At 63.5% G+C, this 15938-nt stretch carries 15 protein-coding genes and 2 tRNA genes; 12 read left to right on the top strand and 5 right to left on the bottom strand.

Features of this window, described 5'->3' with window-relative positions:
* Positions 1 to 143: 143 nt before the first annotated feature.
* The gene (gene earP / locus GPT34_RS04800; RefSeq protein WP_291010114.1) at positions 144 to 1256 is read right to left on the bottom strand and encodes an elongation factor P maturation arginine rhamnosyltransferase EarP; all 1113 of its coding nucleotides are present in this window, start codon (positions 1254 to 1256) and stop codon (positions 144 to 146) included.
* A 41-nt stretch (positions 1257 to 1297) separates the two neighbouring features.
* On the opposite strand from earP, the gene uvrC reads away from it, so the two are divergent.
* From uvrC to GPT34_RS04785, 3 genes are all read left to right on the top strand, one after another.
* Complete coding sequence (gene uvrC, locus GPT34_RS04795; protein ID WP_291010113.1) at positions 1298 to 3373, top strand: excinuclease ABC subunit UvrC; 2076 nt, start codon at positions 1298 to 1300, stop codon at positions 3371 to 3373.
* A 143-nt stretch (positions 3374 to 3516) separates the two neighbouring features.
* A complete protein-coding gene (gene pgsA, locus GPT34_RS04790) occupies positions 3517 to 4086 on the top strand; it encodes a CDP-diacylglycerol--glycerol-3-phosphate 3-phosphatidyltransferase (RefSeq protein WP_291010112.1) in 570 nt (189 codons plus the stop codon).
* A gap of 6 nt (positions 4087 to 4092) precedes the next feature.
* Positions 4093 to 4998: a DMT family transporter gene (locus GPT34_RS04785; RefSeq protein ID WP_291010111.1), complete on the top strand. Its 906-nt coding sequence runs from the start codon at positions 4093 to 4095 to the stop codon at positions 4996 to 4998.
* Here GPT34_RS04785 and GPT34_RS04780 read toward each other — a convergent pair.
* Positions 4949 to 5920 carry a LysR family transcriptional regulator gene (locus GPT34_RS04780; protein WP_291010205.1) on the bottom strand — a complete coding sequence of 324 codons (972 nt, stop codon included), beginning with the start codon at positions 5918 to 5920 and terminating at the stop codon, positions 4949 to 4951. The genes GPT34_RS04785 and GPT34_RS04780 overlap by 50 nt on opposite strands.
* Before the next feature lie 65 nt (positions 5921 to 5985).
* Between GPT34_RS04780 and GPT34_RS04775 the strand changes: the two genes are divergently transcribed.
* The 7 genes from GPT34_RS04775 (at position 5986) to GPT34_RS04745 (ending at position 11534) form a co-directional block, all read left to right on the top strand.
* Positions 5986 to 6885 (top strand): alpha/beta hydrolase, encoded by a 900-nt coding sequence (locus tag GPT34_RS04775; RefSeq protein ID WP_291010110.1) that lies wholly within the window; start codon positions 5986 to 5988, stop codon positions 6883 to 6885.
* Entirely contained in the window at positions 6882 to 7976 is a 1095-nt protein-coding gene (locus GPT34_RS04770; RefSeq protein ID WP_291010109.1) for a tartrate dehydrogenase, read from the top strand. Before GPT34_RS04775 ends, GPT34_RS04770 begins: the two co-directional genes overlap by 4 nt.
* Positions 7977 to 8246: 270 nt before the next feature.
* Positions 8247 to 8519 carry an HU family DNA-binding protein gene (locus GPT34_RS04765; protein ID WP_066158910.1) on the top strand — a complete coding sequence of 91 codons (273 nt, stop codon included), beginning with the start codon at positions 8247 to 8249 and terminating at the stop codon, positions 8517 to 8519.
* 23 nt (positions 8520 to 8542) lie between these two features.
* Positions 8543 to 8618: transfer RNA gene (locus GPT34_RS04760), tRNA-Val, on the top strand.
* A gap of 83 nt (positions 8619 to 8701) precedes the next feature.
* Positions 8702 to 10621, top strand: a complete 1920-nt coding sequence (locus GPT34_RS04755) for a SurA N-terminal domain-containing protein (protein ID WP_291010108.1) — start codon at positions 8702 to 8704, stop codon at positions 10619 to 10621.
* Positions 10622 to 10686: 65 nt separating this feature from the next.
* Positions 10687 to 10762, top strand: a tRNA-His gene (locus GPT34_RS04750).
* A gap of 112 nt (positions 10763 to 10874) precedes the next feature.
* Positions 10875 to 11534 (top strand): DUF6538 domain-containing protein, encoded by a 660-nt coding sequence (locus GPT34_RS04745; protein ID WP_291010107.1) that lies wholly within the window; start codon positions 10875 to 10877, stop codon positions 11532 to 11534.
* Between the two features lie 26 nt (positions 11535 to 11560).
* Here the strand turns inward: GPT34_RS04745 and GPT34_RS04740 are convergent, their stop codons facing one another.
* Both GPT34_RS04740 and GPT34_RS04735 read right to left on the bottom strand, forming a co-directional pair.
* Positions 11561 to 11914, bottom strand: coding sequence for a hypothetical protein (locus GPT34_RS04740; RefSeq protein WP_291010106.1), 354 nt, complete (start codon positions 11912 to 11914; stop codon positions 11561 to 11563).
* Positions 11915 to 12552: 638 nt separating this feature from the next.
* Complete coding sequence (locus GPT34_RS04735; protein ID WP_291010105.1) at positions 12553 to 12966, bottom strand: hypothetical protein; 414 nt, start codon at positions 12964 to 12966, stop codon at positions 12553 to 12555.
* A 231-nt stretch (positions 12967 to 13197) separates the two neighbouring features.
* Between GPT34_RS04735 and GPT34_RS04730 the strand changes: the two genes are divergently transcribed.
* Together GPT34_RS04730 and GPT34_RS04725 are read left to right on the top strand one after the other, a co-directional pair.
* Positions 13198 to 13950 (top strand): response regulator, encoded by a 753-nt coding sequence (locus tag GPT34_RS04730; protein WP_291010104.1) that lies wholly within the window; start codon positions 13198 to 13200, stop codon positions 13948 to 13950.
* Positions 13947 to 15251, top strand: a complete 1305-nt coding sequence (locus GPT34_RS04725; RefSeq protein WP_291010103.1) for an ATP-binding protein — start codon at positions 13947 to 13949, stop codon at positions 15249 to 15251. The genes GPT34_RS04730 and GPT34_RS04725 overlap by 4 nt, the downstream gene beginning before the upstream one ends.
* A gap of 142 nt (positions 15252 to 15393) precedes the next feature.
* On the opposite strand, the gene GPT34_RS04720 is transcribed toward GPT34_RS04725, so the two are convergent.
* Positions 15394 to 15570 (bottom strand): hypothetical protein, encoded by a 177-nt coding sequence (locus GPT34_RS04720; RefSeq protein ID WP_291010102.1) that lies wholly within the window; start codon positions 15568 to 15570, stop codon positions 15394 to 15396.
* Positions 15571 to 15938: the final 368 nt, after the last annotated feature.

Genomic DNA, 15938 nt, shown 5'->3' with positions numbered 1-15938 from the left:
CAACGGTTGGGCCGCGGGTTCCGGCGGGGAGGGAAGTCCCGGGAACGCTGCTGATGGCAACACTCTGTGCGGCGAGGCAGAAGGCTGGCGGTCCGGGATGCAGGCGCTGGGCCGGCAACCGGTTTTCCGCAAAGCCTTGAATTTTATCGCTTTTTGGCCACGAAACCGAGCAACTGGCTGCTCAGGTCGTCCTGAGCCAGCAGCCGGGCACGCGCCGCCTGCACGCAGGTGCGCCAGCCATCGACCACTCCCCACCCCGGCCAAACGGGTCCGGCTGCTGGGACCATGCCGTTCCACTGGTGGTGAAAATGGCGCAGCGAAGCGGGCGCGTCCAACCAGTCGAGGAACGCATCGAGCTTGGCGTGATGGGCGTTGTCGTGTTGTGGGTAGATGTGCCACACGAAGGGCTGGCCAGCCCAAAGCGCGCGCACCAGCGAGTCTTCACCACGCACACAATTCAGGTCGCTTGCCCAGAGCAAGTGGTCGAAGTCGTGCTGGGTCAGTGCTGGCAGCGGGTGCAGCGAAGCCGGGTGCTTGGAAAGCGCGGCTACCGCCTGAGCCGCGCGGCCAGGCGTCACCAGCCAGTGGCAGCCTGGACCTTCTTGGGCCGCCGCTTGCATCACCTTGCCCAGGACCGGCGGCTCATAGCAAAAGAGGCTGATGTGCCGCGCTGTACCCAAGGGCAGTTGCTGCGACTGAAGCCAGGCTGGGCGATGGAAAGCAGCCTGGCGCGCGAGCAGGTCGGGTTCGCGCAGCAAACCGCCGGTAGAGCCCGTGAAGCCGGGGTAAAAAAACCATTTGGTCAGACCCCGGAGCGGGTCCTGGTTCACCAGTGAAGGCAGGCGGTGGCAACGCTCCACATAGCCCTCGGCGCTCAGGTACTCTAGGTTGATCCACACCGGTGTTGGGCCACCCTGGGTGAGTTGCTCAGCCAGTCGTGCCATGCACTCGGCGGCCGGGTCGCAGCCGAACGTTTCGACCCACACATCTCCTGGCACCCAGTCTGCCAATGCGTGGGCCGACAACGGATCGTGCCAGTGCTGCACTTGTACGCCAGGCACCTGACCTTCCAGCGCGCCGGGGGCCATCCAGCGCAGCGGCCCGGGCTGGTCGATCCAGAGCCGAACCTGCTGGCCGCGCGCTGCCAAGTCGGCGCTCAGGCGCCAGCACACACCGATGTCGCCGAGGTTGTCGACCACCCGACAAAAGAGATCCCAGCGCAAAGCGGGCAGGGAAGAGTAAGGGGCGCTGACCATGGGCGAATCATGCCGCAGCCAGCGCCGCCACAATACAGACCATGGAACCCGCGTTCTCTGACCAACTGCTGAGTGAAGTGGCTGCCTTGCCCGGTCTGCCGGGCGTGTACCGCTATTTTGATGCGCAGAACCAGCTGCTCTATGTGGGCAAGGCGCGCAACTTGAAAAAGCGGGTGACCAGCTATTTCCAGAAAAGCCATGACGGCACGCGCATCGGCCACATGGTCAGCCGCATCCACCGCATGGAAACCACGGTGGTGCGCTCCGAGGCCGAGGCCTTGCTGCTCGAAAACAACCTGATCAAAACGCTGGCGCCGAAGTTCAACATCCTGTTCCGAGACGACAAGAGCTACCCTTATCTCAAGATCACCGGTACGCGCGAGGCTTTTCGCGTCACAGCCGCCAAGCCCGTGCCCTCGCTGGCCTTCCCACGCATGGCCTACTACCGCGGCGTGGTGGACCGGCGCCATAGCTACTACGGGCCTTACCCTAGCGCCTGGGCGGTGAAAGAGTCGATCACGCTGCTGCAAAAGGTGTTTCGCCTGCGCACCTGCGAAGACACGGTGTTCACCAATCGCACGCGGCCTTGCCTGCTGTACCAGATCAAACGCTGCAGCGGCCCCTGCGTGGACCTGATCGATCAGGCGGTTTACGCGCGCGACGTGGCCGATGCCGAGGCTTTTTTGCGCGGCGAGACTCGGGCGGTGCTGGCCACGCTGGAGCAGCGCATGATGGCCCACGCCGACCGACTGGAGTTCGAGCAGGCGGCAGAAATCCGCAACCAGATGGCTGCACTTTCGCGCGTGCTGCACCAGCAGGCGATGGACAACGTGTCCGACAAGGACGTGGATGTGCTGGCGGTCAAGGTGCATGGCGGCCGCGCCTGCGTGAACCTGGCCATGCTGCGCGGCGGTCGCCACCTTGGCGACCGACCCTATTTTCCCGCGCACGTGGAAGACGCGACTCAGATCCATCAGGCCTTGAGCCCTGAGACCGCTGGCGCAGCGCCTGCGGTCGATCCAGCTGAGCGCGTGGCGGTGCAGGTGCTCGAAGCGTTCATCGCCCAGCACTACCTGGGCGTGGCCATGCCGCACACGCTGGTGACCAGCCACCCGGTGAGCAAGGCGCTGCTGGACGCCCTGAGCGAACAGACTGGCGTCAAGGTCAACGCGGTGCACCAGCCTCGCGAACACCGCCGCATCTGGCTGGAGATGGCGCAGAAAAACGCCGAGATCGCGCTCGCGCGGCTGCTGGCCGAAGAAGGCTCTCAGCAGGCGCGCACCCGAGCACTGGCCGACGCCCTGCAACTGCCCGACGACCAGCTCGAAACCTTGCGCGTCGAGTGCTTCGATATTTCACACACGGCCGGCGAATCCACCCAGGCTTCTTGCGTGGTGTTTGAAGACCACAAGATGCAGAACAGCCAGTACCGGCGCTACAAGATCGAAGGCATCACGCCGGGCGACGATTACGCGGCGATGCGGCAGGTGCTGATGCGGCGCTATGGGCGCGTGGCCGAGGCACTGGCCGCGGAGGCGGCCGAGCCCGCCACCGCCCTGGCTGAAGGCGAGCCTGTCGCCGAAGCTGCCGCCAATTCAGCAGACGCCGCGGAGCGACCGCCCGCGGAGCCTGCCACCGACGCCACCAGCGGCCTGCCGAGCGGCCCGCGCATGCCCGATCTGGTGCTGGTCGACGGCGGCAAAGGCCAGGTGAGCATGGCTCGCGATGTGTTTCAGCAGCTCGGGCTCGATGTGTCGCTGATCGTGGGCGTGGAGAAGGGCGAGGGTCGCAAGGTGGGGCTGGAAGAGCTGGTCTTTGCCGATGGCCGCGAGAAGGTCTATCTGGGGCACGATTCGGCGGCGCTGATGCTGGTGGCGCAGATCCGCGACGAGGCGCACCGCTTCGCCATCACCGGCATGCGCGCCCAGCGCGCCAAGGTGCGCACCGGCGCCAGCAAACTGGAAGACATCCCGGGCGTGGGGCCGAGGAGGCGGGCGCGGCTGCTGCAGCGTTTCGGCGGTGTGCGCGGCGTGACCAGCGCCAGCGTGGAAGATCTCTGCACCGTAGAAGGCATCTCGGCCGATCTGGCCGATGCGATTTACCGCGCGCTTCACTGAGGGCCCCATCCCGCTCCCTGCGGGTGCGGCCTGCGGCTCCACCTCGTTGCGGGTCGGGGCCCTCAAAGGGGCTGATCCGGCTTGGGAGGCGCCGGCGCCGGGTCGTTCGCCGGCGCGCTTCATCACTCCCCCATAATCGGCGCATGTTCTTCAACCTTCCCACCTTGCTGACCTGGGCGCGCATCGTCGCGATTCCCTTGATCGTCGGGGTGTTCTACCTGGAAGGGGTGAGCCCGGCGCAGCAGAACCTGATCGCCACGGTGATGTTCATCGTGTTCGCGCTCACCGACTGGGCCGACGGGTATCTCGCGCGCAAGCTCAACCAAACCTCGGCCTTCGGCGCCTTTCTGGATCCGGTGGCCGACAAGTTCCTCGTCTGTGCCAGTTTGCTGGTGCTGGTCCACCTGGACCGGGCCGATGTGTTTGTGGCGCTGATCATCATCGGTCGCGAGATCGCGATCTCTTCGCTGCGCGAATGGATGGCCATCATCGGCGCAACCAAGAGCGTGGCGGTGCACATGGTGGGCAAGGCCAAGACCATGGTGCAGATGATTGCGATTCCGTTTCTGCTGTTCAACGGCACGGTGCTGGGTGTGGTCGACACCCGCGTCTGGGGCACCTGGCTGATCTGGATCTCCGCGGTGCTGACCATCTGGTCGATGGTGTACTACCTGAAAAAAGCCTTGCCGGAAATCCGCGCGCGATCGCGCTGAGCACAGATGTCCGCCGAGGTACGTGACAACGGCTGGCTGCGCGCCATGCCCTGGGTATTTGTGCTGATCTGGAGCACCGGCTTCATCGTGGCGCGCTTCGGCATGCCCCATGCGCCGCCGATGTCTTTCCTGGCGGTGCGCTACGCCTTGTCCATCCTGTGTTTCCTGCCCTGGATCTGGGTCGCTGGTGTGAAGTGGCCGGTGAACCGTACGCAATGGCTGCACTTGTCGGTGACCGGGGTGTTGATGCACGCGGGTTACCTGGGCGGGGTGTGGGCGGCGGTCAAGGCCGGCATGGGCTCGGGCTTGTCGGCATTGATCGTGGGCATCCAGCCGGTGCTCACCGCCATCTGGCTGAGCGCCATGGGCGGCGCCGAGGGCCATGTCTCGCGCCGGCAGTGGGCCGGGCTGCTGCTTGGCTTTGCGGGCTTGGTGCTAGTGGTCTCGCGCAAGTTTGAACACGGCGGCGCAGGAGACCATGCCGACTGGCTGAACCTGTCGTTGGCCGTGCTGGCGCTGTTTTCGATCACGGTTGGCACGCTGTACCAGAAGCGCTACGTGAAGGCCTGCGACGTGCGCAGCGCCAACACGGTGCAGCTGCTGGCCGCGCTGGTGGTGACGCTGCCGCTGGCGCTGCTGGAGGTCGAGAGCATGCGCTGGAACGGCGAGTTGGTGGGCGCCATGGCCTGGTCGGTGCTGGGGCTCACGCTGGGCGGCAGCTCCCTGCTGTACCTGCTGATCCAGCGTGGCGCCGCGGCCAAGGTGACCAGCCTGATGTACCTCGTGCCACCGTGCACCGCACTGATCGCGTGGCTGCTGTTTGATGAACCCGTCACCGTGTTCACCGTGGCGGGCATCGCGCTCACAGCGCTGGGCGTGAGCCTCGTGATTCGCCCGCCGAAGACGGTCTGATGCGCCAGGGCTCTTCGCGAAAGCGATGGGCCAGGAAATCGACCAGCAGGCGAATGCGTCGCGGGATTTGCGCGCGGTAGGGCGCCAGCCAGTGGATGTCGGCCTCGGGCATGGTGTATTCGGGCAGGACCTGCACCAGCTCGCCGTTGGCCAGGCGCGGCGCGATGTCCCAGCGGCTGCGCAGCATGATGCCGTGGCCGGCCAGGCACCAGTCGCGCACCATCTCGCCCGAGTTGCTCGACAGGGGCCCGCGCACCGCCACGTGGTGCGTCTGCCCATCGCGCGCAGAGTGCAGGCGCCAGTGGTCGAAGCGCTGGCTGACGCCGCCGCCGTTTTCCCGGACCACCAGACAGCGATGCAGCGACAAATCCGCCAGGCAGGTGGGCACGTCGCGCGAGGCCAGGTAGGCTGGTGCTGCCACCAGCACGCGCTGGTTAGGTGCCAGGCTGCGCGCCATCCACTCGGCGCTGCGTTCGCCCGGCGCGCTCCACAGCCAGATTGCGCCATCAAAGCCCTCGACCGCTAGATCCGGCAGCTGTTCGGTGAGCTGCAGCTGCACGCTCACCCGCGTGTGTCGGGCCTGAAAATCGGCCAGGGCGGGGCCCAGCCATCGGCGGCCAAAACCGAAAGTGGCCGCCAGCCGGATCGGCCCGGCTGGCTCCTGGTGGTGCTCACGCAGCTCGGACTCCATGGCTTCAAACCCCTGCAGCAACTCAGCCGCCCGCGCGCACAGGGTCTCGCCCTCGGCCGTTGGGCTCACGCGGCGCGTGGTGCGCTGGAACAGGCGCAGGCCGAGTTGCGCTTCCAGCGACGCGAGGCGTTTGGTGACGCCAGATGGGGCTAGCTGCAGCACACGGGCAGCCTGCGCCAGGCTGCCGTGCTGGCGCACTGCCAGCACCAGTTCCAAGTCGGCACGGTCCAATTGTTTCTCCCAGAGCATGAATCAATTGCCGGATTATTGCCTTTGTTCGACGTAAGCTGGAGCGCATGCTTGACGCCTTCGCTCCCCGCACCGTGGTCCACGACGGGCTGGCCCTGCACACCCGGTCGGGTGGCGACGGGCCGCCGCTGCTGCTGTTGCACGGGCATCCGCAGAGCATGGCCATGTGGCACCGCGTCGCGCCCCGGCTAGCCGAGCACTTCCATCTGGTGATGATGGACTTGCGCGGTTATGGCGACTCCGGGCGGCCCGCCGCCGATGCCGAGCACCAGGCGCACAGCAAGCGGGTGATGGCCCAGGACGCGGTGGCCGTCATGCAGGCGCACGGGTTTGATCAATTCGCGGTGCTGGCGCACGACCGCGGCGCGCGCGTGGCGCACCGGCTCGCGGTCGACCATCCGCAGGCGGTGAGCCGCCTGATGCTGCTCGACATCGCGCCCACGCTGGCGATGTACGGGCAAACCACCGAAGCGTTTGCTCGCGCCTACTGGCACTGGTTTTTCCTGATCCAGCCACCGCCTCTGCCCGAGGCGCTGATCGCATCCGATCCGGTGCGCTACCTAAAGAGCGTCATGGGCAGCCGCCATGCGGGCCTGTCTGCGTTTGACCCGGCGGCACTGGCGGAATACGCCCGCTGCATCACTCTGCAGGGCAGCGCAGAATCGATGTGTGAGGATTACCGCGCCAGCGCCGGCATCGACCTGGAGCATGACCGCTCCGATGTGGCCGCCGGGCAGAAAGTGACGCAGCCGCTGCGCGTGCTGTGGGGCGAGCATGGCACGGTGGCGCGGTGTTTTGATGTGCTGGCGCTATGGCGCGAGCGCGCCCTTTACGTCAGCGGGCAGGCCTTGCCCAGCGGGCACTACCTCGCCGAAGAAGTGCCCGACGCCTTGCTGGCCCAAGCCATTCCTTTTTTCAAACTCACCCCACCCAGGAGCACACCGTGAACAAAACCCATCGCATCGCCGTCATCGCTGGTGACGGCATCGGCACCGAAGTCATGCCCGAAGGCTTGCGCGTGATGGAGGCTGCTGCCTCGAAATTCAATATCCCGCTGCAGTTCGATCACTTCGGTTTTTCGAGTTGCGCCTACTTCGAGAAGCATGGCCAGATGCTGCCCGATGACTGGAAAGACCAGATCGGCGGCCACGACGCGATCTACTTCGGCGCCGTCGGCTGGCCCGACAAGGTGCCGGATCACATTTCTCTCTGGGGTTCGTTGCTGATGTTCCGTCGCGAGTTTGACCAGTACGTGAACATCCGCCCGGCCAAGCTGATGCCGGGCGTGACCGCGCCGGTGGTGCGGCGCGACGGCACGCCCAGGCAGGCGGGCGAAATCGACATGGTGATCGTGCGCGAAAACACCGAGGGCGAATACTCCAGCATCGGCGGGCGCATGTACGCCGGTACCGATCGCGAGATCGTGGTGCAGGAAACCGTGATGTCGCGCATCGGCGTAGACCGCGTGTTGCGGCATGCTTTCGAAGTGGCGCGTTCGCGACCGAAGAAGCACCTGACCAGCGCCACCAAAAGCAACGGCATCGCCATCACCATGCCCTACTGGGACGAGCGCGTGGCCGAAATGGCCAAGCAGTACCCGGACGTGACGGTCGATAAGTTCCATATCGACATCCTCACCGCACACTTTGTGCAGCGCCCCGACTTCTTCGACGTGGTGGTGGGCAGCAATTTGTTCGGCGACATCCTGAGCGATCTCGGCCCGGCCTGCACCGGCACCATCGGCATCGCGCCCAGCGCCAACCTCAACCCCACACGTGCCCACCCTTCGTTGTTCGAACCAGTGCACGGCTCGGCGCCTGACATCGCCGGCAAAGGCATTGCAAACCCCATTGGTCAGATCTGGTGCGGCGCCATGATGCTCGACCACCTGGGCTACCGCAACGCGCATGATGCCGTGATGAACGCCATCGAGGCCGTGTTGCAACCCGGCAGCGGCGCACCCCGCACCGCCGATCTGGGTGGCCAGGCCAGCACTGCCGATGTGGGGCGCGCGATCGCGAAGGCGCTGGTCGGCTGAGGCTCGAGCCTGCGCAAAAAGTCACGGCGCGCGCGGGCTGCCGTGGGGAAAAGGTCTAGAATCGCGCCTCTTGCCAGCCTGTGTGGCGGCCTTCGCGGATGTGCTTATTGACATCGACTGGGCGCCATGGGTCTAATCAAGCCGCATCTGTTGAAGCTTTCGGGCAACAGCACAGCAAGCAGGGCGGGCCTGTGTTGACGGCAACATCACCGTTTTTTGCATCGGGTCCGTTCGCACGGATTCTTCTAATCAATTCAAGAGGGGCTATTTGTGAACAAAACCGAACTCGTCGAACACATCGCCAAGCACGCCGATATTTCCAAGGCGGCTGCTACGCGCGCGCTCGATTCGACCATCACCGCCATCCGCACCACGCTGAAGAAGGGTGGCACCGTTTCCCTCGTGGGTTTCGGCTCGTTTGCTGTGACCAAGCGGCCTGCTCGCAAGGGTCGTAACCCCCGCACCGGCGCTGAGATTAAAATCAAAGCAGCCAAGGTGCCCAAGTTCCGCCCGGGCAAGGCACTTAAGGATGCGCTGAACTGAGGCGCACCACGGGTTTTCCGGTGGGGTGCTTAGCTCAGTCGGTAGAGCGGCGCCCTTACAAGGCGTAGGTCGGCGGTTCGACCCCGTCAGCACCCACCACCACCGAAAAGGCGAACACGGGTTCGCCTTTTTTGTTGTTAGGACCCCAGACCGGTCTGCAGTTCGTTTCAAGGTTTTTACGCATGTTCGAATCCATTCGCAATCACAAGAAGTACCTCATGGGGTTCTTGATGATCCTGATCATTCCCTCGTTCGTGCTGTTTGGCGTGCAGGGGTTTTCCGACGGCAGTGGTCGCGGCAAGACGGTGGCCACGGTCAACGGCGAAGACATTACGCAGCAAGAGTGGGATCAGGCGCACCAGGTCGAGTCGCAACGCCTGCGCGAGTCCATGCCGACGCTGGACGCGAAATTTCTCGATACGGATGAAGCTCGCTACGCCACGCTGGAGCGGCTGGTGCGCGAGCGCGTGCTCGCGGTGGCGGCGCAGAAGCTCAACTTGTACACCAGCGACCAGCGTCTAGCGCGCGACCTGCAGCAGAACGAAGCCATCGCCTCGCTGCGCCGGCCTGACGGTACGCTCGACACTGAGGCCTACCGCCAGCTGGTCGGCCGCCAGGGCATGACGCCCGAGATGTTCGAGGCCCGCGTGCGGGCCGACATTTCGGTTCGCCAAGTGTCTCAGGGCATAGTGGGCTCGGGCTTCGCATCGCCAGCGATCGCCAAGCCTTCGCTCAATGCTTTCTTTGAGCAGCGAGAGGTCCGTGTGGTGCGGTTCGCCGCCGCCGATTTTGCGGCCCGCGTGAAACCCAGCGACGCCGAGATCGAAACCTTCTACAACGACAACCCTCAGCTGTTCCAGGCGCCCGAGCAGGTCGACATCGAGTACCTGGTGCTCGACACCGAAGAGCTGCAGAAAACGGTGAGCCTGAACGAGGCCGATGTGCGCGCTTTCTACGATCAGAACGCCTCGCGCCTGTCGGGCAACGAGGAGCGTCGCGCCAGCCATATCCTGCTCACCGTGCCACCCGGCGCTTCGGCCAGCGACAAAGCCGCGGTCAGGGATCGTGCCGCGGCGCTGCTGGCGCAGGTGCGTCAGGCCCCCGACACCTTTGCGGCCGTGGCCACGGCCAATTCGCAAGACCCCGGTTCCGCAGCCAATGGTGGCGACCTGGATTTCTTCGCCCGCGGCGCCATGGTCAAGCCGTTCGAAGACACGGTGTTTGCGCTGAAGAAAGGAGACATCTCCGACCTGGTGGAAACTGAATTTGGTTTTCATATCATCCGCGTGACCGACATCAAGGCGCCTGAGGTCAAGAGCTTTGAATCCATGCGCGCGCAAATCGAGACCGACCTGAAAAAGCAGCAGGCGCAAAAGCTGTTTGCCGAAAATGCGGAGGCGTTTAGCAACCTGGTGTACGAACAAGGTGACAGCCTGGCGCCGACCGCCGAGCGCCTGAAGCTCACGGTGCAGACTGCCCAGGGCGTGACCCGGCAAGGCCAGCCCGGCTCGGCCGTGTTGTCCAGCGACCGCCTGCTGTCAGAAATTTTTTCGGCCGAATCGGTGGAGAAGAAACGCAATGTGGCAGCAGTCGAGGTGCGTTCGGGCCAACTTGCCTCGGCGCGTGTGCTGCAGTACCTGCCCGCCCGCACCCGACCGCTGGCTGAAGTGCGTGACGCCGTGCGTTCCCAGCTGGTGGCGCAGCGTTCGGCGCAGCTGGCCCAGGAAGAGGGCGCGCAGAAGCTCGCCGCCTGGCAGGCTGCACCAGCCTCGGCCAACCTGCCGGCGGCGCTGACGGTGTCGCGCGAAAAGGCCCAGGACCTGCCCGGTGCGGTGCTCAATGCCGCGCTCAGTGCCGACCCGGCCAAGCTGCCCGTTTGGAAAGGCGTGAACCTGGGCAACCAAGGTTACGCGGTGATCCAGGTCGAAAAGGTGCTGCCGCGCGAAGCACGCGATGCTCAGGCCCAACAGCAGGAAGTGCAGCAATACGGCCAGTGGTGGAGCGCCGCCGAAGGCCAAGCCTACTATGAAACGCTGAAGGAGCGCTTCAAGGTTCGCATCGAGGTGCCGGCACCTCAGTCCATGAGCACAGCAGCTCGCTGAGTCCTGTAGACACGCAGTCCGCAGCCCGGTAAGGGCGCGGATGACGCTATAATTTAAAGCTCGCGGTGGCTGTAGCTCAGTTGGTAGAGTCCAGGATTGTGATTCCTGTTGTCGTGGGTTCGAGCCCCATCAGCCACCCCACCCCTTTCAAGAACCCAGCAAACTTGCGGGTTCCGCGCAGCTAGGGGCTTCCAGAAGATTGCACTGTTCCACAAACCTGTTCCACAACAGGTACATTTCGGAAGTGCAAGACATGAAGAAGCCCCCCCGTACTGAGAGGCGCGGAGGACAGTGGCAGTACCGCCGCAGAGTCCCCACCAAGCTGGTTTCCATCCTCGGATTCTCCGAGTACCGCGAATCCCTCCACACCCCCGACATGGACGTCGCCCGCATCCGGGCCGCTATCCGTGATGCCGAGGTCACCGTGGAGCTGAAGGCCGCATCCGAGCAGCTCAAGAAGCAGCAAGCGGACTGCACCAAGACCCCCATCAAGCTGACCCCCGAGGCCCTGGCCTACATCCGCGATGCCGTGAAGGCGCACGTCCTCCAAGTGGACGAGGACTTCCGCCGCTCCGGACCCGACGAGGACAGCCTCTTTGAGTACGAGCACACCCTCGGGGAGGACTTCCGAAGCATGGACGCCGCCCTGGTGCAGTACCGAGTCCCGAGCAGCCCCGAGGAGCTGGGCAGGGTGGGTGAGGCGCTGCAGGCGGTGGGTGTCCCGATGCTCCCCGAGGCCCCTGAATGGCCCGACGCTGTCCACAAGGCCGCAGAGGGCTACAACGAGGCGCTAGACGCCATCATGAGCCGCGCCCAAGGTCAGTACGTGCCGACCCCCTCAGCGCCCTCCAAGCCCTCTCAGATCGACCCTGAAGCAGCCCCTGCCGGTGGCCTGCTGTTGGGTGGTTGTTGATTTCCACGTAAATCTCACCCCTCGGGTCAGGATTGCGCGGAAATCAACAACCTGCCACCTTCGACCACGCGTTGCTGACAAAGGCACAACAAGCGAGTTGCGATGCATGCCACAAGGCACCCACTGACAATTTGCATCAGCAGCTGAAGGGTAATTGCGCGCAGTGCCACACGGAGGACCGCTGGAAGCCTGCGACCTTCGATCATGCCAAGCTGTTCGTGCTGGATCGTGACCACGACACGGAGTGCGAGACCTGCCACGTCAACAGCGACTACAGCCGCTACACCTGTTACGGGTGCCACGAACACACGCCGGCCAATGTGCGCGCGGAACACGAGGAAGAAGGCATCAGGAACTTTGAGGATTGCGTCGAGTGCCATCGTGACCCACGTGCCGATCCTGAGAACCGAGGTGGCTCCAGAGATACGGGCGACCGAGAGAAAGACTAGCCGTCTGGAATTCGGCTATTGACCCATATGGGGGGTGTGAATCGCACGCAGTTTTGAAGCAAGCCGGTCAACTTTGTTGAACTCGTCTGCCGCGCCAGGCGAAGCCCAGGCGGGTTGGCGTGGCAAGTTCGACGTTATCTCAACGGCCGTTGCCCGATCCTGGCGAGCCAGACTTTCCTGAGTTGCCAGCGCCAGCGCTGCCGTTGTTGCCTCTGCTCCCATTGGTGGCTCCAGCATCGGGGCTGCTGGTTGACGCGCCGCCGCTAGGTGGGACTGCTGCCGTCGGCAATTGATTTGCCTGCAGCCACCACTGCTGCCGTTGCTTGTACCCGGCCCCATAGGGAGGCGGGTCTGACCGCTCGACCGTGACATTCCTGGCGCCGTCAATGTGGACTTCGTTTGCGATCGATCGGGCGCGCTCAGAGGCAACCGCCTGGGGGCTTCCGGTTTTCGGTGGGGTGGTTGGGGAAGTCTCAGCCCAGGCGGGCAAAGCCAGTCCCGCCAGCATGGCGCCGGTCAACCCTATTCCACAGATTCGAAAGTTCATGACGGCACAACTCCTTTTCAGTTTAACGCTTGCCCGAGCCGCTCCGACCTGAGTAGCTGGAGCCGCTCGTTTGCGAACTCATGCTTTGGGTACGGGTCTGGGTGCGGACATGGTCATGCGTGTTGGTCTGCTCACGGGTTTGGATTCGATTTTGGACCATGGCCTGAAGTTGCAGTGGTTCACTTGCGTGTTTTCCACTCAATGTCGACAGCGTCTTGATGCGCTCGCGCTCCTGCAGTTGGCGTTGCATCTGACGTTGCCACTCGATTTGTCGTGTAGCGAACTCATGGACGCTCAGGCGCAATCGGGATTGCTCTTGCACGGTCAGGAGCCGGGCATCCTCCACTCTGGGGACATCGGTCGCCGCCGATGCCACGGCGGCGCTTAAGCTCAGGGCGGCGGCCAAGGCTGCGAAAAGTGTCTGCGAGCGAATCATGGTGATTTCTTTGAAAGAAGGTTGAATTGCACAAAGGACTAAAGATCGCCCTCAGTCGGGCTTCACTGCGACCACCGGGCCAATCCCGATGACTGAATGGTGCGCGGGCTGCGTCACTGGCCTATGTCAACGAGCCCTGGCTCTGTGCTGCTGCGTGTCGCTCTGTGTCGGTGCGTGTCAGCAAGGTGCCTGACCACGCGCTGCCGACCCAGCGGGCCTAAACTGATGTCCATGAATGCACTGAACCCCTCTCGCGTCTTGGTTGTAGACGACGATCCTGCTTTGTGCGCCCTGCTGTCGGATTACCTGAGTGCCAACGGCTTCCAGGTGCAAAGCGTGAGCGACGGTCCTGCACTGCGCGAGGCGCTTGTTGCAGGCCTGCCGGACATCATCGTGATGGATTTGATGCTGCCGGGCGAAGATGGCCTGGCCCTGACCCGCAGCATCAAGGCGCAATCGGATATCCCTGTGCTGATGCTTTCGGCACGGGGGGAAGAAATGGACCGCGTCATTGGGCTCGAGGTCGGGGCCGACGACTATCTCTCCAAACCTTTTGGTCCGCGTGAACTGCTGGCTCGCCTGCGCGCACTTCTGCGCCGTGCTCAGCCGCCCGCCTTGCCTACCAAGTCGCCCGACGCCAAGGCACAAGCGAGTGCAGCCATGTCCAGCGAGCGTCCCCACTTTGGGCCTTATGAGCTCGACGAGGCAGGCCGACGGCTATTGCTCGATGCTCAAGAGGTACCGCTGACCAGCGCCGAGTATGCGTTACTGGCGGTCTTCGTCAAAAACCCCGGGCGCGTGTTGTCGCGCGACACGCTGATCGACATGCTTAAGGGCTATGACCGCGATCCATTTGACCGCAGCGTGGACAGTCGCGTGACCCGCCTGCGCCGCAAGATCGAAACCGACTCCGCAGCCCCGGTTTACATACGCACTGTGCGCGGCGAGGGCTATCTGTTCAACCCGAATGGAGGCGATGTGTGAAGCGGTCTTCGGGTCTGGTCCGCCAGCATGCGATCCTGATAGCGAGTGCCTTCATCGCCATTGAATTGCTCACCCTGCTGGCTTTCGCCGGCCTGGTCATGCTGCCGCTGGCACGCCGGTCTGCCGATGATCTGGCAGGGCTCATGGTTCTCTCGGCACAGACCTGGGCCGAGCTGCCACCACAGACGCGTCCAGCCTTCGAGCACGAACTGCAAGCCAATCACACGCTGTTGATCCAACCTACGCTGGAGGGCAAGTCTGTGGCCGAGTGGCACGCCCCCTTCTTTTACCTGCTCGAATCGGCCCTCGCGAAGCGGGTGGGATCCACCCAGCACTTGATCCGGCGCCCTGACGCGCAAGGCGAGGACTGGTATTGGGCCGCTCTTCCGGCGGGCACCGATACGCTAGCGGTAGGGCTTTCGAGCCAACGCATCAACAGCCGACCGGTGATGGCTCTCCTCATCGCGCTGTTTGGCGGGCTGGTGCTGGCCGCCTGGCTCGCGGTGTTGTTGGCGCGCCGTGTGGTCGCGCCGCTGGCCAAGCTGGAGGAAGCCACGGCCCGACTGGGGCAGGGCGAAGCGCCCGATCTGCTGCCTGAGGCTGGGCCGACGGAAATCGTGGCGCTGAGCCGGCGCTTCAACACCATGGTGGTTCAGGTTCGCGAGCTGTTGGCAGCCCGGACCACCTTGTTGGCGGGGATCTCCCACGATTTGCGAACGCCATTGGCCCGCATGCGACTCGCGCTTGAACTGCTCAGAATCAAACCTGAACCTGCGCTGATTGAGCGCCTGGAAAACGATATCGAGCAAATGGATGAGCTCATTGGAAATGTGCTCTCTCTTTCCCGAGGTCTCGTTCGGGAAGTTCCCGTCTCGACAGCAATGGAGCCCTTGCTACAAGCACTCGCCAAGGAGTATTCAACGCCAGACCGACGCATTGAAGTGCATTGCGCCCCCGGCGTTCGCCTGCTGCCCGAACTGGCTTTACGACGGGTCTTGGGCAACCTCCTTCAAAACGCGCTGCGCTACGCACCCGAAGGTGTGATCGAACTGGTGTACGAGCAAGATGAATTGCAGGGCCGTGTCGGCGTTTTGGACCGTGGCCCGGGCATCCCGATAAGCCAGATCGAAGCTATGTTCCAGCCGTTTCATCGGCTGGAACCTTCACGCAGCCCCATGACCGGAGGCCAGGGTTTGGGCTTGACCATCGTGCGACAGCTGGCTCAGGCCAACGGCTGGCGCGTTTCACTAAGCCCACGTTCCGGTGGTGGCATGCAGGCCTGGATCGATTTGCCGAACTGAAGCTGACCAGGCGTCCGTCGGCATTGAGACCAAAAGCGATCGGGCTTCGGACAAACTCATTTATCCGAAGCCCGCTTCCATTTTATTGAGTGTCCCCTTGGGCAAGAGAGCTGTCCTCTCCCAAACAGTCACTGCACCTGGATCAGCTACCCATGCTGGTGAAGTCAAGGTCGGCATGCGGCGTGTCGGACACGTTCTCGTCAATCATCTGATAAATCAACTCGTCGACGATGTCCTCTGCCGGGTGATGGGCAAAAGCCGAGGCAGAAGCCAGGGCCAGAAACGATGCCAGAACGATGGGTTTTGCGAAGATTTTCATGATGAGTTCCTTGAATTGAAAGGGATCTTCCTAAGGTTTCACCAGCTTGAGGGCCTTGTCCTGGTGGACTGCACCCATACCACTGATGAGTTTCATCGTAGGCAGGCACAGTGTCTGACATGTGGCCGTTTCTTGTTTGCTTGTGGCAATGTGTGGCAGTTCAGCTTGCCTAGCAACGAGACTGGCGGATGTTGGAGCTGGTTCGAATAAATCCGAATCACGCTGATGCGCCAGCACCCGCCTTTGTCACCACTGACCTTCTAAGCCGCAGAGGCGAAGGTCAAGTCCCAGACTAGGGCGTGTTAACACTAATAGCAATCATGGTGATTGCTTTGGATAATCTCGGGCATGGAGATCACACCCGCACA

Source organism: Hydrogenophaga sp., from assembly GCF_011390835.1.
In the GTDB taxonomy this organism is placed as follows: Bacteria; Pseudomonadota; Gammaproteobacteria; order Burkholderiales; family Burkholderiaceae_C; genus Hydrogenophaga.
Note: the sequence above shows the minus strand (reverse complement) of the source record. Positions and strands in the feature narration are given on the sequence as shown.